At 64.9% G+C, this 19,600-nt stretch carries 16 protein-coding genes and 1 riboswitch; of the genes, 3 read left to right on the top strand and 13 right to left on the bottom strand.

The genetic code is table 11. The features are described 5' to 3' along the window. Positions 1–174: 174 nt before the first annotated feature. Positions 175–1,530, top strand: a complete 1,356-nt coding sequence (locus ACUCCZ_RS02290) for an aldehyde dehydrogenase family protein (RefSeq protein ID WP_435917803.1) — start codon at positions 175–177, stop codon at positions 1,528–1,530. Positions 1,531–1,579: 49 nt separating this feature from the next. Here ACUCCZ_RS02290 and ACUCCZ_RS02285 read toward each other — a convergent pair whose 3' ends face one another. From ACUCCZ_RS02285 to ACUCCZ_RS02275, 3 genes are read right to left on the bottom strand one after another with little or no spacing between them, the layout of a single operon-like run. After that, the gene (locus ACUCCZ_RS02285) at positions 1,580–1,912 is read right to left on the bottom strand and encodes a DUF3017 domain-containing protein (protein ID WP_435917804.1); all 333 of its coding nucleotides are present in this window, start codon (positions 1,910–1,912) and stop codon (positions 1,580–1,582) included. Next, positions 1,909–2,772 carry a bifunctional methylenetetrahydrofolate dehydrogenase/methenyltetrahydrofolate cyclohydrolase gene (locus ACUCCZ_RS02280; protein ID WP_435917805.1) on the bottom strand — a complete coding sequence of 288 codons (864 nt, stop codon included), beginning with the start codon at positions 2,770–2,772 and terminating at the stop codon, positions 1,909–1,911. The genes ACUCCZ_RS02285 and ACUCCZ_RS02280 overlap by 4 nt, the downstream gene beginning before the upstream one ends. A gap of 58 nt (positions 2,773–2,830) precedes the next feature. Continuing rightward, on the bottom strand, positions 2,831–3,793 hold the full coding sequence (locus tag ACUCCZ_RS02275) for a hypothetical protein (protein ID WP_435917806.1): 963 nt from the start codon (positions 3,791–3,793) through the stop codon (positions 2,831–2,833). Positions 3,794–3,878: 85 nt separating this feature from the next. Between ACUCCZ_RS02275 and ACUCCZ_RS02270 the strand changes: the two genes are divergently transcribed. After that, positions 3,879–6,380 (top strand): alkaline phosphatase family protein, encoded by a 2,502-nt coding sequence (locus ACUCCZ_RS02270; protein ID WP_435917807.1) that lies wholly within the window; start codon positions 3,879–3,881, stop codon positions 6,378–6,380. A 307-nt stretch (positions 6,381–6,687) separates the two neighbouring features. After that, positions 6,688–7,008, top strand: coding sequence for a hypothetical protein (locus tag ACUCCZ_RS02265; RefSeq protein ID WP_435917970.1), 321 nt, complete (start codon positions 6,688–6,690; stop codon positions 7,006–7,008). Positions 7,009–7,118: 110 nt separating this feature from the next. Here ACUCCZ_RS02265 and purH read toward each other — a convergent pair whose 3' ends face one another. From purH to pcrA, 10 genes are all read right to left on the bottom strand, one after another. Further along, positions 7,119–8,669 carry a bifunctional phosphoribosylaminoimidazolecarboxamide formyltransferase/IMP cyclohydrolase gene (purH, locus tag ACUCCZ_RS02260; protein ID WP_435917808.1) on the bottom strand — a complete coding sequence of 517 codons (1,551 nt, stop codon included), beginning with the start codon at positions 8,667–8,669 and terminating at the stop codon, positions 7,119–7,121. Then, on the bottom strand, positions 8,666–9,295 hold the full coding sequence (gene purN / locus ACUCCZ_RS02255; RefSeq protein WP_435917809.1) for a phosphoribosylglycinamide formyltransferase: 630 nt from the start codon (positions 9,293–9,295) through the stop codon (positions 8,666–8,668). The genes purH and purN overlap by 4 nt, the downstream gene beginning before the upstream one ends. 9 nt (positions 9,296–9,304) lie before the next feature. Then, the gene (gene ribH, locus ACUCCZ_RS02250) at positions 9,305–9,820 is read right to left on the bottom strand and encodes a 6,7-dimethyl-8-ribityllumazine synthase (protein ID WP_435917810.1); all 516 of its coding nucleotides are present in this window, start codon (positions 9,818–9,820) and stop codon (positions 9,305–9,307) included. A gap of 19 nt (positions 9,821–9,839) precedes the next feature. Continuing rightward, positions 9,840–11,108, bottom strand: coding sequence for a 3,4-dihydroxy-2-butanone-4-phosphate synthase (gene ribB / locus ACUCCZ_RS02245; protein ID WP_435917811.1), 1,269 nt, complete (start codon positions 11,106–11,108; stop codon positions 9,840–9,842). Then, positions 11,102–11,701 carry a riboflavin synthase gene (locus ACUCCZ_RS02240; protein WP_435917812.1) on the bottom strand — a complete coding sequence of 200 codons (600 nt, stop codon included), beginning with the start codon at positions 11,699–11,701 and terminating at the stop codon, positions 11,102–11,104. The genes ribB and ACUCCZ_RS02240 overlap by 7 nt, the downstream gene beginning before the upstream one ends. 8 nt (positions 11,702–11,709) lie before the next feature. Next, positions 11,710–12,705 (bottom strand): bifunctional diaminohydroxyphosphoribosylaminopyrimidine deaminase/5-amino-6-(5-phosphoribosylamino)uracil reductase RibD, encoded by a 996-nt coding sequence (gene ribD, locus ACUCCZ_RS02235; protein WP_435917813.1) that lies wholly within the window; start codon positions 12,703–12,705, stop codon positions 11,710–11,712. Between the two features lie 74 nt (positions 12,706–12,779). After that, a riboswitch (FMN riboswitch) is annotated at positions 12,780–12,913 on the bottom strand. A gap of 105 nt (positions 12,914–13,018) precedes the next feature. Continuing rightward, positions 13,019–14,533, bottom strand: a complete 1,515-nt coding sequence (locus ACUCCZ_RS02230) for a cell division protein PerM (RefSeq protein WP_435917814.1) — start codon at positions 14,531–14,533, stop codon at positions 13,019–13,021. Positions 14,534–14,686: 153 nt separating this feature from the next. Continuing rightward, entirely contained in the window at positions 14,687–15,580 is an 894-nt protein-coding gene (gene sucD / locus ACUCCZ_RS02225; RefSeq protein ID WP_435917815.1) for a succinate--CoA ligase subunit alpha, read from the bottom strand. A 3-nt stretch (positions 15,581–15,583) separates the two neighbouring features. Further along, on the bottom strand, positions 15,584–16,759 hold the full coding sequence (sucC, locus tag ACUCCZ_RS02220) for an ADP-forming succinate--CoA ligase subunit beta (protein WP_435917816.1): 1,176 nt from the start codon (positions 16,757–16,759) through the stop codon (positions 15,584–15,586). 247 nt (positions 16,760–17,006) lie between these two features. Beyond that, the gene (pcrA, locus tag ACUCCZ_RS02215; protein ID WP_435917817.1) at positions 17,007–19,496 is read right to left on the bottom strand and encodes a DNA helicase PcrA; all 2,490 of its coding nucleotides are present in this window, start codon (positions 19,494–19,496) and stop codon (positions 17,007–17,009) included. Positions 19,497–19,600: the final 104 nt, after the last annotated feature.

Genomic DNA, 19,600 nt, shown 5'->3' with positions numbered 1-19,600 from the left:
AAAATGCACATCAGTGCACGCCCAGGTTTGCCTCAACTGCACCTCGGACCTGTTCTTGGCTTAGCTCTGGACGAACGTGAGTGGCCATTCTTATGGTCGAAACGTCAGATGTCCTGATGTCCACCGCAAGGAGGCGGATCTCCCAGGACTCCACATCCGAAGGAGCCAGCAGCCATGACCACCACAGCCGAACGTCCCGTCACCGAACCCAACGTCGAGGACCTCGCCGGAGTCTTCAACGATGTCAATTCTGCGGTGGGCGCCGCTCGTAGGGCCTTTGTCGCCTTCTCGGAATGCTCCCTGGCCCAGCGTCGCGCCTTCGTTGATGCCGTCCGTGAGGCCGCGACCCAGCAAGACCGTCTGGAGTACATGGCCAGCGCTGCCGTCGAGGAAACCAAGATGGGCAACGCCCATCACAAAGTACTCAAGAACTTCTATGCTGCCACTCGCACCCCCGGTGTGGAGGACCTCGTCATTGAGGCCCATCAGGGTGACGACGGGCTCACCACCCTCGAGTACAGCCCCTACGGCGTCATCGGCGCCATCACCCCGACGACAAATCCCACCGAGACCATCATCTGCAACACCGTCGGCATGCTCTCGGCAGGTAACACCGTCGTCTTCAGCCCCCATCCGCGAGCCCGTCACCTCAGCGCCTGGCTGGTCGACATCCTCAACCGCGCGATGATGGAGGCCGGCGCCCCCGCCAACCTCATCACCCTCATCGCGAACCCGACCCCGTCCACCACCAAGCAGCTCATCGGCCACCCGGACATCACGATGCTGGTGGCCACCGGAGGCCCGCAGATCGTCAACATGGTGCTCTCGAGTGGCAAGAAGGCCATCGGCGCAGGGTCGGGCAACCCGCCCGTCGTCGTTGATGAGACCGCCGACATCGCCAAGGCCGCCACGGACATCGTCCAGGGTGCCGCCTTCGACAACAACCTGCCGTGCACCGCCGAGAAGGAGATGATCGTCGTCGCCTCGGTGCTGCCGGAGTTCATGACTGCGCTGCAGGCCAATGGCGCCCAGGTCATCAGCGACAAGGATGACCTTGCCAGGCTGCGGTCCTTGCTGCTCGATCCCTCAGGCGCCAAGCCCAACACCAAGTGGGTGGGCCAGGACGCTCAGAAAATCCTACGTGCCGCCGGTATCGAGCCCGAGCAGGACACCCGACTCATCACCATGGTGACCGACCCGCTGGACCCCTTCGTCCAGGTCGAGATGCTCATGCCGGTCGTCCCGGTGGTGCCTGCCGCCGATTACCTCGCCGCCATTGACCTGGCTGTCGAGTTGGAGCATGGCAACCGCCACACCGCGATCATGCACTCCAAGGATGTCTCGCGACTCGACCTCATGGCCCGCCGCATCCAGACGACGATCTTCGTCAAGAATGGACCGTCCTACGCGGGTATCGGCATCAACGGTGAGGGGTTCGCGACCTTCACCATCGCCGGACCGACTGGTGAGGGGTTGACCTCGGCCCGTAGCTTCGCCCGTCGGCGTCGTTGCGTCTTGGACGCACACTGAGCCAACAGCCACGTGCGTCTTTCTGGTGGCATGTACGTTGTCGAGGCCGTCACCTCGTCATGATGACGACGACCATGAGGGTTCCCAGCCCCAGCAAGAGCACCGAATCCACCCACCGTGCCCTTACTGCCAACAGTCCGGCGAGATTGTCAGGCAACACCGCTCTGAGCACACCTGCCAGCAGCGCCGAGGCAGCGAAGACCATCGCCCCACGCCGCCAGTGCCCCGTCGCCATGACGATCGCGGACGCGGCGACTCCGAGCAGGCACACGGTCAGCGCCCACCAGGACTCCAGGTGCCCCGTCGAGGCGACACGGCGGTCATCAGGTCGCGGTGACCGGGTGGCACCTCCGGTGGGTGCCTCAGCCGTTTGTCGACTCATGAAGGATCCGCAGCGAGCCGCTCGGCCCTGTCGACGACGTTGGACAGCAGCATGGCGCGGGTCATCGGACCGACCCCGCCCGGGTTGGGCGAGACCCATGCGGCCTTCTCCCACACGTCAGGAGCGAAGTCACCCTGGATCTTCCCCTCCGCCGACCGCGACACACCGACGTCGACCAGCACGGCTCCTTCGCGGATCATGCTCGCATCGATGAGCCCCAGGGCCCCAGCCGCGCCGACGATGATGTCGGCCTGACGGGTGTGGTCAGCGAGGTTACGAGTACCGGTGTGGCACAAGGTGACAGTGCAATTCTCACTGCGTCGAGTCAGTAGCAGTCCCAGCGGCCGACCAACCGTCGTGCCACGGCCCACCACACAGACGTTGGCTCCCGGCAGCTCGATCCCGTGACGGGTCAGCAGCTCGACGATGCCGCGCGGGGTGCACGGCAGCGGCGCCGGCTCGTTGAGCACCAGACGCCCCAGCGATGCGGGGGTCAGGCCGTCGGCGTCCTTGTCGGGATCAATGAGGTTGAGGGCCCAGTTGGTGTCGATGTGGCGAGGCAGCGGCAGCTGGACGATGTACCCCGTGCACCGCGGATTGGCATTGAGCCCACGAATCTCCTGGGCAAGATCCTCCGCCGTGACGTCACCTGGTAGGTCGACCCGGATCGACTCGATTCCCACCTGAGCGCAGTCGCGATGCTTGCCCGCGACGTACTGGTGCGACGCCGGATCATCCCCGACGAGCACCGTTCCCAGTCCCGGAACAACGTCCTTGTCGCGTAGGACTGCCACACGTTCGGCAAGCTCGGACTTGATGGTGGCAGCGGTGGCCTTGCCGTCGAGTTTCTGAGCTGTCATGGATCCTCCTTGTGTCACGGCCTCGACAAGCCACCATTTTGTCACGAGACACAGTCCCTCACCGACCGACGACCGAGGTGACGACGTCAATGACCCGATCAATGGTGTTCACGTCCATGACCGGCGGCAGACTGACGAGATCGTCCGGCCACTCGACGTCCAGATGACGCGGGCGGTCCCAGTACAACGGGCCGACGACACCGACCCTTCGCAACCCGTCAGCGATCTCCCCGGCATCCGGATGCTGAAGGACGACCGAGCACGAGGCCCTCGGATTGACCACGCGGATCGCCCCTGCCCCGGACACCCCGGCCACTACCTCGTCCCTCGTCCGGTCGACGAGCCGGGCATACCCAGTCAGATCACACGCCTCGAACTCACGCCGTGCGTCGTCATGTGGTGGCACCGGCGCCCAGCACTCGTCAGCCAGATCCTCTGCCGCCTCGAAGGTGGCCAGTCCCCGTCGAGCCAGGAAACGTCGTCGTGCCGCAGTGAGAAGCTCGTCCCCCTCGTCGCGTGCTCCCAGCAGACCGGACAGGTCGTGAGCGGCTCTGGCCCACGCCAACTCTGGCACCGGCAGGAGCTTTCGGGTACTGACGACCTCGACGTCAGCCGGTGACGACGACGGCGCCAGGAAGGAGTGGGTCCGATCGACGACCACGGGAATGTGGTGTCGTCGGGTTTCTTCGAGGACGTCAGCCAGGGCCGAACCAGGCTGGATCCCAAAGGTCTCGCAGCTCAACACCACCGGGTGTTCGCCTCGTCGACGACATGACGTCATGGTTGCGGCCAGGGAGTCGGCGTCCACCAGGAAATCGTCACCGATCTCCACCCGTCGCACCCGGTACCCCTCCAATTGCCACGGAGTGATCATCGTCTGGCAGCAGAACCACGGCACGACAAGGGTGTTCGCAGGAACACACCGGAACGGTGCGCGATCGCGACACACCCCGTCACGAAGCCATCTGGCGACCACGGCAAAGGCTTGACGCCCCAGTGCCACCCACGTCGTCGCCTGCATGCCACCACCACACATTCACCAGCAATTCCCTCGCTGTTCACCGGCTACTCTCTCACCTTCCGACTGCCGTGGGTAGACCGGTGCCATGCACACATCGCATCCTCGCCTCACCCGATTGGTGAGCGCCTCCGTCGCTGCCGGCATGGCTACCTTCGGGTTCGTCGCGCCGATCGCAAGCCATGCCCAGCCCAGCAACGAGCCCACACCCGGCGCATCCAGCAGCGCCACGAAACACACCGCCATCACCTCGACGAACGTTGCCAGCGGCAAGATCAAGCACGTCTGGCTCATTATCCTGGAGAACAAGTCCTACGACGCCACCTTCTCCGGACTCAACCAGAACTCCTACCTGTGGAAGGACCTGCCGAAGCAGGGCGCGCTGCTCCCCCACTACTTCGGCACCGGCCACTACTCGCAGGACAACTACACCTCGATGGTCTCCGGACAGTCCGCCGAGATGGACCTCCAGTCCGACTGCGACGTCGCCAACACCAGTTTCGGCTCGAACGCGTCGATCATCGACCGTCACACCGGCAAGGAGTTCGGGCGCGACGACAACTACGGCCAAGTTCTCTCGTTGGCCGGCCCGAACGCAGCCGATGGCAAGAATGGCTGCACCTACCCCAAGGACGTCCCCACCCTCTTCAACCAGTTCGACGCTGCCGGCGTCACCTGGAAGGGATACGCCCAGGACCTGCGCAACCATCCCGGCCGCGAGGACGGTCTGGCTGGCTCCCCCGGCACCCTGGAGAACACCCCGGACAACAACCCCAAGGCCATGAAGCCGACCGAGGAGGACAAGGCCAAGGGCATCACGTCTTTCACCGGCGCTCAGCCCGACGACCAATACGTCGCAAAACACTTCCCCTTCCCGTGGTTCCACTCCATCATCGGTCATGACGGCACTGGCAAGGATTCCTTGACCAAGCCCGCCGACGGTGGCATTCCGTCGGACTCCAAGCACATTGCCAACGCCGACGACCCGTCCAACGGACTTCTCACCGACCTGGCGAAGCCCGCCGACGAGGTACCGGCCTTCAGCTGGATCACACCGAACAACTGCTCGGACGCCCACGACGCCACCTGTAAGGGCAACAATCTTTCCGGCCTCTTCGACGCCGACGGCAAGCCGGACTACTCCAGGCCGCTGACCACCCCACCGAAGAACCACACCGGTGGCCTCTACGCCGCTGATCTGTGGCTGCGCTACTACATCCCGCTCATCGAGAAGTCGGATGCCTTCAAGGACGGTGGGCTCATCGACATCACCTTCGACGAGGCCAACCCACCCTTCACGAACATGTCGTTCAACAACGCCACCGATGACACCACCATTGCGAACACCGCCCGCAAGGAAGAGCTGTACACCTACTCCCCTCAGACCATCAAGGATCTCGCGGAGGGGTACAAGAAGTACGAGGCCAACACCTTCCCGAAACCGTCCAAGATGTCGAAGAACTACGTCAAGGCCGACCTCGCCGGGCAGAACATCAACGGCGAGAACGTCGACTGGGAGCCGACCGGCCCGAATTCGACCCTCGAGACCGACGAACACGGCAACCAGTTGTTCCCAGGACCGGGCGACAACGGTTACATCACCCGGCCGCCGTCCTGTGAGCAGGACACCGACCTGGTGAACGCCGACAAGTCCAACTGCGTGCACGGCGCCAAGAACACCGGCGCCGACTGGGGCTACTCCAAGGCCAAGACGATTGACGTCACCACCACTGCTGGCACCTCCACGTTGACCGGCAAGGTCACCGTCACCGATCTGGGTCGCAAGGTCACCGGCGAGGGCATCCCTGACGGTGCTTACGTCGGCAAGGTCGCCAACCAGGGCCCGAACATGGTCGCCGATCCCAAGGATGAGGTGACGAACCCCTCCTTCGTCATCGTCGATGCCAACGACAAGCCTCTGAAGACCACCGCTGACGTCACCTCGGTGACCCTGTCGGCAACTGGTGTCCCCGGACACCTGGCTGACGACCAGTCCCCGCTGGCCACCTTCAACGCCCAGGACGCCACCCCTGGCGGCGGTGCCACCGGGTCGGTGCTCATCTCCCCGTACATCAAGCCGGGGACCGTCTCGAACACCTACTACAACCATTTCTCATGGTTGCGCACCATGGAGGATCTCTTCGAGGTCTCCCGAGGCAATGACACCCGTGAGCTCGAAGCTGGCACCGTCTCCACCGGGCTCGATGGAGCCGGCCACCTCGGTTTTGCTGCTCAGGCTGGTCTGGGGACCTTCGGCAAGGACGTCTTCAACAACCTGCCGGCTGAGCCACAGCCGTCCGCCTCGACCACTCCGAGTACCTCGGTGACCCCGAATCCGTCGGCCACCACCACCTCGAGCGCCTCAGCCAGTGCATCCACGACCGCCTCCGCTACCCCGACTGCCACCGCCACCAGGAGCACTGCCCCCGGCGCTGCTCCTGGTGACGACGGCAACGGTTCGCACCCCAGCCTGCCGCGCACCGGTAATAGTGAGGTTTCCGACCCGGCTGCCGCGGAGTCCGCAATTGCCGGTCTGGTCGTCGTCGGTGCCGCCGTCTCTGCCTGGACCATCCGTCGCAAACGACGCTGAGAGGTGGGGGATGAGTACTCGTCACGCACTCGCCACGGGCCTTCGCAAGGCTGTCGTCGCCGGCCTGTGTACAGGTGTCGCCCTTGTCTCGGGATGCTCGGCGACCGGTCACGACGCCGCCTCGCCCGCGCCGTCAACCTCGGCCGAGGCTCACGATCTCGCCGAGCAGCTGGCTGCCCAGTCCATGCCTTCCTGGTTGCCCTCGCAGAGCGCCCCGGGAACCGTCGTCGGAACCGCCCAGAAGCCGGCCCTCTCCTACCAGGGAGTTGAGGTCAAGGTGAACCTTGACTGTGGCAACTCGGTGATCATGAACGTCAACGGTCCCACCGCCCCACCTGGAACGAAGGTTGGCGCGGAGGAAGCAGACCTCACGTGGACGGTGACAGTCCGCGAAGCGACCGGGACAGTTCCGCTGTCGGTCAAGCAGTTCAACGTTCAGGACGAAGCCGGCGAGTACCACTGGGCACAGCCGGTCAAGGGATCGACGATTCCCGCCACGATCAACAAGGGACAGGAGGTGACCTTCACGATCCACACCATCGCCTCCTCAGGCGAAGGGATGGTTCGCTGGGCACCTGACGGCAAGCACGTCGTCGCCCTGTGGGATTACATCGCTGAGCTCGACTGACCTCCCCGAAGAACCACGAGGGGCCCGGACCATCATGGTCCGGGCCCCTTCACGTGTCGTCTCGAGCTGACCCTTACGCCGAGATGTCCGTCTCGGCACGAGGTTCCAGATCAGTGGAAGAAGTGCCTCGTTCCCGTGAGGTAGAGGGCGACGCCAGCCTTGCGACAGGCCTCGATGGTCTCGTCGTCACGAATCGATCCGCCCGGCTCGACGATGGCCTCGACCTTGGCATCGAGGAGCACCTGGGGGCCGTCGGCGAAGGGGAAGAAGGCGTCGGATGCGGCCACCGATCCGGCAGCGCGATCGCCGGCCCGCTCCACGGCCAGACGGCAGGAGTCGACGCGGTTGACCTGGCCCATGCCGACGCCGACCGAGGCTGTGTCATGGGCCAGCAGGATGGCATTGGACTTCACCGAGCGGCAGGCCTTCCACGCGAAGAACAGATCGGCCAGGGTGGCATCGTCAACGGCCTCACCAGCAGCGAGGGTCCACTGGCTCGGGTCGTCACCCTCGGCCTGGAAGACGTCAGGCTCCATGGCCAGCAGGCCACCGTCGATCTGGCGCAACTCCCAGCCGGCCACCTTGGGTGCGAGCGCCTCCAGCAGGCGGATGTTCTTCTTACGAGACAGGATCTCCACGGCCCCGTCCTCGTATCCGGGAGCGACGACGACCTCGGTGAAGATCTCGGCGACCTGCTCGGCCATCTGGACACTGACCGGGCGGTTGGTGGCGATGACGCCGCCGAAAGCACTCAGAGAGTCACAGGCGTGGGCCTTGCGATGGGCCTCGGCAATGTCGGAACCGATGGCAATACCGCACGGATTGGAATGCTTGATGATGGCGACGCACGGCTCCTCGAAGTCGAAGGCGGCGCGACGGGCCGAGTTGGTGTCGACGTAGTTGTTGTAGCTCATGGCCTTGCCGTGGAGCTGACGGGCGCCGGCCAGTCCGGGTTCCCCGGTGCTCTGGTAGACCGCAGCAGCCTGATGGGAGTTCTCGCCGTAGCGCAGCGGCCGAATGAGCTCACCGGTCATGCCGACGAAGGCTGGCACTCCTTCGACGGCGACCCCGTTTCGGGTGGAGAACCAGGTGGCCACGGCGACGTCGTAGGCAGCGGTGTGGGCGATGGCTCGGGCCGCCAGGACCCGACGCTCCTCGACGGTGTAGCCGCCCTCGGACAGGGCGTCGGCGAGGTCCCCGTACTGGTCGGGGTTGGTGACGACGGCGACACTCGCGTGATTCTTGGCAGCCGCGCGGACCATCGCCGGGCCACCGATGTCGATCTTCTCGATGCACTCGTCGAAATCTCCCCCGCGGGCCACGGTCTCGGAGAAGGGGTAGAGGTTGCACACCACGAGGTCGAACGGCTTGACGTCGAGCTCGGCCAGCTGGTCGCGGTGGGACTCCAGGCGACGATCGGCAAGGATGCCGGCGTGGATCTTCGGGTGGAGGGTCTTGACGCGACCGTCGAGGCACTCCGGGAACCCGGTGACCTCATTGACCTCGATGACCCTCACCCCGTGGGAGGCCAGCTCCTTGGCAGTCGAGCCGGTCGAGACGACCTCGACCTTGGCGTCGATGAGGGCCTCGGCCAGCTGGTCAAGGCCGGACTTGTCGTAGACGGAGATGAGGGCGCGACGGATGGGTTGGCGTTCGCTCACTGTGGATCCTTCCGGGACGGTTCGGTGCCGAGTTCTTGGGTACCGGGGCGTGCCCCGGCAAGTTCTGTGACGACCTTGACGAGCATCTCGCGCTCCTCCACCTTGATACGTTCGTGGAGGGAGCCGACGGTGTCGTCGGTCAGGACGGGTACGGCCCGCTGGGCGAGGATCCGGCCGGTGTCGACCCCGGCGTCGACCATGAAGACGGTGGCACCGGTGATCTTGACACCGTAGTCGAGGGCGTCGCGGGGGCCGTGGATCCCGGGGAAGGACGGCAGCAAGGCCGGATGAGAGTTGATGGTGCGTCCCCCGAAACGATCCAGGAAGCTCGCCCCGAGCAGCCTCATGAAGCCAGCACAGACGACCAGATCAGGATCGAACCGGGACACGTCGTCGGTCAGCCGCGCGTCCCAGACCGCTCTCATGGAGGCCCGCTGGTCGGCGTCGGCCCGAGGAAGGGGTTCGGCGAAAGTGGGGATGCCGACCTTCTCGGCTCGTTGCAGGGCGACGGCGTCAGGCTGGTCGGAGCCGACGGCGACAATGGTCACCTGTTCGGGCAGGTTGTCTATGAGGGATTGCAACAGGGTTCCGGTGCCCGAGACGAGCACGACGACACGAAAGGTCACGACTCCACCCTAGGCCCTCAAAGTCTGCGTGGAGCGCGAGGCGATGACCGCGGACAGGGTCGTGAAGGTGGCGACGGCGGCTTGGGCGGCCTCATATCCCTTGTCCTCGTGGGACCTTTCAAGACCTGCACGGTCGAGGGCCTGGGCATCGTCATCGCAGGTCAGGACGCCAAAACCGATGGGGGTCTTGGTGCGCACGGCGATGTCGGTGATGCCCTGGGTGGCGGCGTCGCAGACGTAGTCAAAGTGCGGGGTTCCTCCCCGAATGACCACGCCCAGGGCGACGAGGGCGTCGAAGTGGTCTGCAAGGGCTGCACAGGCCACCGGGAGTTCGAAGGACCCTGGCACCCTGACGACGACAGGATCGACCACCCCGGCGTCGGCCAGGCCACGCAGGGCGCCGTCGAGCAGACCCGTCATGACCTTGTCATGCCATTGCGAGGCGACGATGGCGATCTGCAGGCCACCGCCGTCGACATTGCTGAGGTCAGGGGCAGCGGACCCCAGATTGGTACAAGAGCTCATGATCATTCTCCTTGGGTGCTCAGGGGTGAGTCGGGTTGGGCGTGGTGATCTTGGACATGTCGTGGTCAAGTGCCAACAGATGTCCCATCCGGTCGCGTTTCGTACGTAGGTACCGCTCGTCCTCAGGACGGGCCGGGATCTCGAGGGGCGACATCGTCACCTCGAGTCCTCCTGCACGCAGGGCATCCACCTTGGCAGGGTTGTTCGTCAACAGACGGACGGCAGACACACCGACATCAGCCAGGATCGCCACCGCCGCGCCGTACTCCCGAGCATCGATGGGTAGACCGAGGTGGGTCTGGGCGTCGACGGTGTCGAGTCCTCCGTCCTGGGCTCGGTAGGCCGCGATCTTGTTGAGCAGACCAGTTGCTCGGCCTTCGTGGCCGCGCAGCAGGATGATGGCCCCACCATGCTCGTCAACGTGGGCCTGGGCGGCTGCCAGCTGGTCACCGCAGTCGCATCGCAGGGATCCCAGAGCATCACCGGTGAGGCACTCCGAGTGCACCCGCACCCAGGCCGGACCATCATCATCGGCGTGAATCCCCTTGTCAGAAGCGAGTAGGAGGTGCTCGTCCCCGGTGAGGTTGTCCCGATAGCCGGTCATCGTGAATCGGCCGTGACGGGTTGGCAATTCCGCGCTGGCCAGGGCCGTCACGCGAGGGGCCGGGACGGTGTCGGCCGAATCATGGACGAGACGCCACTGCGCCAGCTGATCAATGGTGATGTAGACGAGACCCTCGGCGCGGGCCAACTCAGCTATGGCGTCAGCACGCAGGCACATACCGTCATCCCCGACGAGTTCACCGATGAGACCAACGGGTTCCAAGCCGGCCAGCCGGGCGAGGTCGACGGCAGCCTCGGTGTGACCGCGCCTTTCCAGCACTCCCCCGGCGCGGGACCGCAGCGGCAGGACATGGCCGGGGCGGACCAGGTCGGCGGGAGTCGACGTGGCGTTTGCGAGAACTCGAGCGGTCCGGGCTCGCTGAGCGGCATCAATACCAGTTGTGATCCCGGACGCCGCGTCAACGGCGACGGTGTAGCGGGTACGCAGCGGGTCCTGGTTGGCGGGCCACATCAGCGGCAGACCGAGTTGGTCAGCGTGTTTGTCGGTCATGGGTGCGCACAGGTACCCGGAGGTGTGACGGACCATCCATCCGACCCAACGTGGATCAGCCAGTTCAGCGGCAAGGATGGCGTCTCCCTCGTTCTCCCGGTCAGCGTCGTCGGTGACGAGCACCGGACGTCCGGCCTGCAGCTCGGCCAGAGCCTCCTCGATGGTGTTCAGCATGGCCTCTCCTTGTTCATGAGGGACTCCAGGTACTTCGCGATGACGTCAACCTCAATGTTCACGGGATCGCCAGGTGCCAGTGACCCAAGAATCGTGTCAGTGAGGGTGGTCGGGATGAGGCTCACCTCGAACCACTGGGAACTGACCTCGCAGACCGTCAGGGACGCGCCGCTGATGGCGATCGATCCTTTCTCGACGACGTACCTGGCCAGGGTCGTGGGAAGGCTGAATCGGAAGACCTCCCAGTGGTCGCCGGGAGTACGAGAGACGAGTTCGGCAACCCCATCGACATGCCCCTGGACGACGTGCCCGCCGAGGCGTCCGTCGACGGCCACCGGGCGCTCCAGATTGACCCTGTTCCCCGGGGCCAACCGCCCCAGGGCAGTGCGATTGAGGGTTTCGGCCATGACGTCGCAACCGAAGGTCCCCTCGTCGAGATCGGTGACTGTCAGGCAGGTGCCGTTGACGGCGATGGACGATCCAATCCGGGCGTCGGAGCAGACCAAGGGTCCGCGAATGGACAGTCGAGCCGACTCCTGTCCCTTGTCAATGGCGACGACCTCGCCAATCTCCTCAATGATTCCGGTGAACATGGGTCTCCTCACTCGTGATGTGCGCTGATTTGGATGTCCGGGCCCAGCCGACACACGTCGTCGATGACGAAGTGGTGGGCCAGGGCCAAGGTGTTGACCGAGGGATCGGTGACGGCTGCCCGACCGCCTCCCAATACCGTCGGTGCGATGTGGGCAACGACCTCATCAACGAGATCGGCGGCCAGGAATGCTCCAGCCAGGCATGGGCCGCCCTCCAGCCACACCCGGTGAATGCCGCGATGCCACAACACGTCAAGCACCTCGGCGGGGTCGTGGCTTCGAATCTGCAAGGTTTCGGCGGAATCGTCGTGGAGATGGCAACCGGCGGGCAAATCTCTCATTCCCACCACGACGCGCAGCGGCTGACGGGTGACCTCGGGTAGCCGGGCAGTCAGCCGAGGATCATCCGCCAGAGCTGTTCCGGCACCGACGACGATGGCCCCGCACCGGGAGCGACCGATGTGCACCTGGTGACGCGCCTGCTCCCCGGTGATCCACTGGCTGGTGCCGTCAGGAGCGGCGCTTCGTCCGTCGAGGGTGGCGGCGTACTTCCAGCACACCCGGGGGCGTCGGTGGGTCTGGCTGAAGGTCCAGTCGGCGTTGAGAGCCATGGCAGACTCGGAAAGAACACCCGTGACGACCTCGACCCCGTTGGCACGCAGGAACTGTTCTCCCCCAGTTGCCACCGGGTTGGGGTCGGACTGGGCGATGACGACGCGGGAAACCCCGGCCTCACACAAGGCACGGCTGCACGGACCGGTACGTCCGGTGTGGTTGCACGGTTCCAGGGTGACGACGGCGGTGGCTCCCCTGGCGGCGTCGCCGGCCTGACGCAGTGCCTCCACCTCGGCATGTGGGGTTCCTGCCCCGTGATGCCATCCCTGTCCGACAACCTGACGGTCGGTGACAATGACGCAGCCGACGCGCGGATTCGGGTCGGGGCATGGTGAGTTGGCTGCCAAGTTCAGGGCGAGCGTCATGGCGTCGTCCCACCGCTGGTCCATCTGTCCTCCCGGGCCGTTGCGGCTCCGGGGTGCGCAAGGACGTCGCACGGGGCTGACGACGACGCCAGCCACCGACCGTGCCTCCTCCCATCCGGACTTTCACCGTCGGCACCGGAATTCCACCGGTTCAACCTCACCGTCACGAGGACGGTTCGGGTCGCGGACTGTCACCGCCGGTTCGGACTTTCACCGACCCCCGGAGCACGTGTGCTTGCGGACAAGTATGCACCTTTTTACCACGGCATGTGGCGACACCCTCAGAGGTTCGTCGTCTCGAGGCACGATGTCGCCCTTGAAGGTGGTCTCGACCGGCTCAGGAATGGTGAGTGGTGTCCTCGTTCTCGGGGCTCTCGCGATCGTTGCACATGGAGTCGTAGATGTCGTGACCGATGGCCTCTTCCTTGACCAGTCTGGGGTCCTTGGACACAGCCGCGGGGCGGGTGATCCTCCTCGACCCAGAGTCCTTCCGTGACGACTCGTCCCCGACCGAGGTCGCACCCTCATCCGCATCCAGGTCCTCGGCCTGAACGGCACGAGCCTGAGCCCTCTGCTCGGACTTGGCTGCGCGGTTTTCCTTACGTGCCTCGCGACGCTCTGCGCGCCTTCGCCGCGACTCCTCGGATTGCAGACGGCGAGTGATCCCGATGGCGAATCCGCACAGCATCGTCACCAGCGTGAGGATGCCGACCGCGCATCCTGCCGTTGCCGGCATGATCGTGCCGACCTCACTGAGGCGTCCGTCACCGAGGCTGCCGTGACTCAGCAGGCCCAGGATGGCCAACACGAGCCCGGACAACAAACCAGAAAGGGCACCGATGCCCGCACCGATCTCGAACCCGGCCTCCGGCAAGGACTTCATGAGCAGGATCCCGCCGATGATTCCGGAAGCCACCGGGACGGCGCACCAGGCACAGGCGGCCGGACTCAACGGACCACTGGAGGGCAGGGCGCCAAGTACTGGCAACGCCGGAACGATACCGAGGTGTGTTCCGAGCGGTGAGACGAAGGTCTCAGTTCCGAAGGCAAACCCCGGACCGACTGTCCACGCGGTTCCCCACAGCGCCATGGTGGGCAGCCACGCCAGTTGCAGCAGGATGAGGCAGATCCCTCCCCACCCGGTGGCCCCGATCTGCTGGTGCAGATGGACCACGTTGCTCGCGTGCACGAGCAGGGTGACCGCGAGTGCGGTTGATCCGCCTGCCAAGCAGAGGGCAACGGTTGATCCGACGGCCTTCGGCAGCCCTCGCGCCCAGTGGGGCAGACCGTTGAAGGGGTTCAGGCGTGCTCCGCGACAGGCCCCGACAACGCCTGAGCACAGTCCGATGAGAAGGGCGCCAACGAGGGCCGTCACCCAGTGGGACGTACCGGCGGCAGCCGTCATGATGATTGCCGCGAGAAGCTCGATGGTGGTGTGAAGGGCAACCGCCTCACCGACATGTCGGCGTGGCGGCTGTCCGTCGTGGCGATGCCACAAGACGCGGGTGCCATAGCGACAGGCCTCCTCACCGAGCAGCAGACTGACGCAGGTGAGCCCCAGCGGGACGAGACCGACATGGATCCCGACGATGTCGATGGGCACACCGTGGCCACCCAGCCAGAAGCTCGACGCCGCGGCGAGGATGCTCGGGAACGACTGACCGTTGCTGACCAGCCACTCCGCGACGATGATCCCGGCCAAGGCGAGCCATTGGGCCAGGATGGCCACGGCTGCGGCCACCACGACGACGACCGGCCATGGCCACGAGACGCGAGGCTCACGAGGTTTGTCGGCCTTGGAGGACTCAACGACGAACCTCGCCGAGGTCGATGTCGAGCCAGTCGCGCCCATGTGGAAATCCTGTTCGGTTCGGGGAAGGATGTCATCCGGAACCCTACCGTCCTCCAGCGACGATGCTGAATCACCACACCTGTGAGCACGGCACAACGCAAGGAACCCGGCCCCACAGGGGGCCGGGTTCCTTGAGAACGCAGGATCAGGGCGTCACTTCTTGAGCGAGTCCATCGCCTCGTGAGCCAGCTTGGCGGTCTCGGTCGGGGTCTTGCCGACGCGAACGCCAACAGCCTCGAGAGCCTCCTTCTTGGCGACCGCAGTACCCGAGGAACCGGACACGATGGCGCCGGCGTGGCCCATCGTCTTGCCCTCAGGAGCGGTGAAACCAGCCACGTACGCCACGACCGGCTTGGTGATGTGCCCACGGATGTACTTGGCGGCCCGCTCCTCGGCGTCACCACCGATCTCACCGATCATGACGATGATGTCGGTCTCCGGGTCGTCCTCGAAGGCTTGCAGGGCATCAATGTGGGTGGTGCCGATGATCGGGTCACCGCCGATGCCGATGGCCGTCGAGATGCCCAGGTCTCGCACCTCGTACATGAGCTGGTAGGTCAGGGTGCCCGACTTGGAGACCAGACCGACGCGCCCCGGACCGGAGATGTCGGCGGGGATGATACCGGCGTTGGACTTCCCGGGGCTGATGATGCCGGGGCAGTTCGGGCCGATGATGCGCGTCTTGCCGGAGCGCTGGGCGGCGGTGAAGAACTCCGCGGTGTCCTTGACGGCAACACCCTCGGTGATGCAGACAACCAGCGGCACCTCGGCGTCGATGGCCTCCATGACGGCCGACTTGGTGAACTTGGCCGGGACGAAGATCACGGACACGTTGGCACCGGTGGCCTCTACGGCCTCCTTGACGCTGCCGTAGACCGGGACGGTGGCGCCACCATTGAAAGACACAGTGGTGCCAGCCTTGCGCGGGTTGACACCGCCGACGACGGCGGTGCCGGAGTCGAGCATGCGCTGGGTGTGCTTCATGCCCTCCGAGCCGGTCATGCCCTGGACGATGATTTTGGAGTTCTGGTCAAGAATGATCGCCATGTCTCAGGCCTCCTTGGATGCGAGCTCGGCGGCCTTGCTGGCGGCCTCGTCCATGGTCGCAACCATGGTCACGAGCGGATGGTTGAGTTCCTCGAGAATCTTGCGGCCCTCGGCCACGTTGTTACCGTCGAGACGGACGACGAGCGGCTTGGAGGCCTTCTCGCCCAGCTTCTCGAGGGCACCCTTGATTCCCAACGCCACCTGATCACAGGCGGTGATACCGCCGAAAACGTTGACGAACACGGAACGAACCTGCCCGTCGCTCGTGATGAGGTCAAGGCCGTTGGCCATGATCTCGGCCGAGGCGCCACCGCCGATGTCAAGGAAGTTGGCGGGCCTCGGGGAGCCCGGGAATCCCTCGCCGGCGTAGGCGACGCAGTCCAGGGTGCTCATGACGAGGCCGGCACCGTTTCCGATGACGCCGACGTTGCCGTCGAGCTTGACGTAGTTGAGGCCGAGCTCACCGGCGCGCAGCTCCAGCGGGTCGGTGGTGGCGCGATCCACCAAGGCCGCGTGCTCGGGCTGACGGAACGACGCGTTGTTGTCGACGGTCATCTTGCCGTCAATGGCGAGGATGCGCCCGTCGCCGGTCTTGATCATCGGGTTGACCTCAACGAGGGTGGCGTCCTCGTCACGGTAAGTCTCCCACAGCTTGATGACGGCCGGGACGATGGCGTCCTGCTCACCCTCGGGGAAGCCAGCCTCGGTGAGGATCTCGTGGGCCTTGGCCTCGTCAATGCCGTCGATCGGGTCGACCGGCACCTTGGCCAGGGCCTCGGGACGCTCCTTGGCAAGGGTCTCGATGTCCATGCCTCCCTCGCGAGAACACATCGCCAGGTAGCGACGCTCACCGCGGTCGAGCAGGATCGAGAAGTAGTACTCCTCGGCAATGTCAGCACCCTCAGCGATCATCACCTTGTGAACGGTGTGACCCTTGATGTCCATGCCCAGGATGGCATCGGCGCGCTCGGCCGCCTCCTGAGGGGACTTGGCGATCTTGACGCCGCCAGCCTTGCCACGGCCACCCACCTTGACCTGCGCCTTGACGGCGACGACGGGGGTGCCGAGCTTCGCTGCGGCCTCGGACGCCTGCTCGGGAGTCTCCGCGACGACGCCCCGAAGCACTGGCACACCGTGCTTCTCGAACAGGTCGCGGGCTTGGTATTCGTACAGGTCCACAATCTCTCCACTCTGCGAGGTGGCCCACCGCTCTCCGGCAGGTCGTTGTCGGAAGGACCGACGCCGTACAGGACGGTCGTCATCCGACCTCAGGAGTAGCTTACAGCCATGAGGCACAAACGTGCATTCCCTTTCACCCAATCACAGACAGACGTGTAGTCCACATCTCCACCGCCACTCCCCAGCCGTCAGCAGGCCTCTGGTGACGATCGCACCAGTGCTCTGCCTTGAACTCACCGTCGCAGACTCAGAGTTTCTCGATCGGGGCGAATCTCAGGGCCAATCGCTTGACGCCCACCGAACCGAAGTCGACATCTGCCTTGGCCCCTGCGCCATGGCCCGAGGTCGCCGTCACGGTGCCGAGCCCCCAGGTGGTGTGCAACACCTTGTCGCCGGGTTGCAGTGAGAGCTCCGGTGTGCCCAGACCACGCACCGATCCGTTGCCCGAACCAATCGCGTGGCCCTCGTCACCGTGCGGGCCCGAGCGTCCCGGGCGCTGGCTGCTGAGGACCCTGTTTCGGGAAATTCTGGTGGTCTCCTGCGCCTGGGCCTGCCAGCCCAGGGAATCCACCACACGTTCCCAGTCGACGAGCCTGTCCGGGATCTCCTCGACGAATCGACTTACGGGGTTGTACCGTGGCGACCCCCACATGGTGCGCACCACGGCGCGGGAGATGAACAACTGTTTGCGGGCCCTGGTGATGCCCACGTAGGCCAACCGTCGTTCCTCCTGCAGTTGCGCGGGATCGGCCAAGGACTGCTCGTGCGGGAACAGACCGTCCTCGAAGCCGGTGAGGAACACGGTGTCGAACTCCAACCCCTTGGCCGTGTGAAGGGTCATGAGCGTGACGACGCCGTCCCCTTCGGTCGGGATCTGGTCCGCATCGGCGACCAGGGCGATCTGCTCGAGGAAAGCAGGCAGGGAGTCGTCACCGGCGAGGACGAGGTCGTCCACCTCACCTACAACGGTCTCGTCGTCGGGTACGTCGGCAGTGTGCGCTCGTGCCACGAATTCCTCGGCCACCGAGACCAGCTCAACGAGGTTCTCCAGACGGGTCTCGTCCTGGGGGTCCTTGGAGTTCTCCAACTCGGTGATGTAGCCGGACTCCTTGAGGATCGACGCGGTGATCTCGTCGGCTCGGCCCCCTCGCTCCATCATTGCCCGATGTTGGGCCATGAGTTCACCGAAAGCGCGGATCTGATTGGCGGATCTGGTGGCCAGACCGTCAATCTCGTCCACTCGTTCGATGGCCTCGCTGAACGAGATGCGCCGGGCGGTGGCGAAGAGTTCCAGGGCCGCTTCGGCCCGAGCACCGATACCGCGTTTGGGGACGTTGAGGATGCGACGCACCGAGACGTCATCGGCCTTGTTGGCGATGGCGCGCAGGTACGACACGGCGTCGCGCACTTCCCTGCGCTCGTAGAATCGCACCCCGCCTACCACCCGGTAGGGCAGGCCGGTACGGATGAACACCTCCTCCAACGCTCGGGACTGGGCATTGGTGCGGTAGAACACCGCAACTTCACCGTAGGTGGTCCGCCCCTGGTCGACGAGCTCGTCGATCCGGCCGACGATCCAGGATGCCTCGTCATGCTCGGTGTCGGCGACGTAACCAGTGATCGGGGCACCCTCACCCTGATCGGTCCACAAATTCTTCGCAGGTCGCTCGGTGTTCTTCTGAATGAGGGAGTTGGCAGCCGAGAGAATGTTCTGGGTGGAACGGTAGTTCTGCTCCAGCAGGATCGTCCTTGCCCCTGGGAAGTCCTTCTCGAAATCAAGGATGTTACGGATCGTGGCACCCCGGAAGGCATAGATCGACTGATCGGAGTCTCCCACCACCATGAGTTCAGGGGGATCGACATGACGCTGCCCCGGGAGCGCTACTCCCTCCTCGACACGGGAGGACTCGTCGGCACACAGGGCTCGGATCATCTGGTACTGGGCAGTGTTGGTGTCCTGGTACTCGTCAACCAGAACATGTCGGAACCTTCGACGATACTGCTCGCGAACCTCAGGGAATTGTCGAAGCAGAACGACTGTCTTCATGATGAGGTCGTCGAAGTCGAGGGCATTGGCGCCATGAAGACGACGCTGATACTCCGCATACAGCGACACATGGAGCTCGTCATTTCCGGTCTGCGCCTTCTGCGCCGCCTCGGACGGACCCATGAGCTCATTCTTCCGATGTGAGATCCAGTTCATGATGGCGCGCGGCTTGAATGTCTTCGGATCAACGTTGGAGTCCCGAGCCACCAAGGAGATGAGACGTTTGGCATCGGTGTCGTCGTAGATGGAGAAGTTCCTCGACAATCCCAGCTTGTCGGCATCCGAGCGCAGGATGCGCACCGCGCTGGAATGGAAGGTGGACACCCACATCGACCGAGCCCGATTCCCCACGAGATCGACCACTCTCCCCTTCATCTCCGCCGCAGCCTTGTTGGTGAAGGTGATGGCGAGGATCGAGCCCGGGTGCACCCCGCGCTGGGTGACCAGGTGGGCGATCCGACGGGTGAGCACCCTCGTCTTGCCGGACCCGGCTCCTGCCACCACGAGCACCGGCGACCCCGTGTGCAGCACCGCCTCACGCTGGGGCGGGTTGAGATGGTCCAGAAGCTCATGGACGTCGACCGCCCGCCCCATCCCGGTACGTGCCACATCCGCTGGCAGCGTCCCGGGCCCGGCTGAACCCTGGGACGGGCGAGACGCGAAGAAGGCAGACAGGTCGGGCTCAGTCATGGTCAGTAACTCTAATTGGTGTGGGGCATGACGTTGTCCTCATGCCCCACACCTTCCCGCAGCGCAACCGTGGATCGGGCGGACCGTCTGCCGCATGTCCCCAT

It is taken from the genome of Cutibacterium nasicola (assembly GCF_052654715.2).
This window is presented reverse-complemented; position numbering and strand designations above follow the sequence as displayed.

Bases quoted from the DNA above. Each gene is read 5' to 3' on its own strand.
- ACUCCZ_RS02290 (WP_435917803.1), top strand. From the start codon at position 175: ATGACCACCACAGCCGAACGTCCCGTCACCGAACCCAACGTCGAGGAC.
- ACUCCZ_RS02285 (WP_435917804.1), bottom strand. From the start codon at position 1,912: ATGAGTCGACAAACGGCTGAGGCACCCACCGGAGGTGCCACCCGGTCA.
- ACUCCZ_RS02280 (WP_435917805.1), bottom strand. From the start codon at position 2,772: ATGACAGCTCAGAAACTCGACGGCAAGGCCACCGCTGCCACCATCAAG.
- ACUCCZ_RS02275 (WP_435917806.1), bottom strand. From the start codon at position 3,793: ATGCAGGCGACGACGTGGGTGGCACTGGGGCGTCAAGCCTTTGCCGTG.
- ACUCCZ_RS02270 (WP_435917807.1), top strand. From the start codon at position 3,879: ATGCACACATCGCATCCTCGCCTCACCCGATTGGTGAGCGCCTCCGTC.
- ACUCCZ_RS02265 (WP_435917970.1), top strand. From the start codon at position 6,688: ATGAACGTCAACGGTCCCACCGCCCCACCTGGAACGAAGGTTGGCGCG.
- ribH (WP_435917810.1), bottom strand. From the start codon at position 9,820: ATGAGCTCTTGTACCAATCTGGGGTCCGCTGCCCCTGACCTCAGCAAT.
- ribB (WP_435917811.1), bottom strand. From the start codon at position 11,108: ATGCTGAACACCATCGAGGAGGCTCTGGCCGAGCTGCAGGCCGGACGT.
- ACUCCZ_RS02240 (WP_435917812.1), bottom strand. From the start codon at position 11,701: ATGTTCACCGGAATCATTGAGGAGATTGGCGAGGTCGTCGCCATTGAC.
- ribD (WP_435917813.1), bottom strand. From the start codon at position 12,705: ATGGACCAGCGGTGGGACGACGCCATGACGCTCGCCCTGAACTTGGCA.
- ACUCCZ_RS02230 (WP_435917814.1), bottom strand. From the start codon at position 14,533: ATGGGCGCGACTGGCTCGACATCGACCTCGGCGAGGTTCGTCGTTGAG.
- sucD (WP_435917815.1), bottom strand. From the start codon at position 15,580: ATGGCGATCATTCTTGACCAGAACTCCAAAATCATCGTCCAGGGCATG.
- pcrA (WP_435917817.1), bottom strand. From the start codon at position 19,496: ATGACTGAGCCCGACCTGTCTGCCTTCTTCGCGTCTCGCCCGTCCCAG.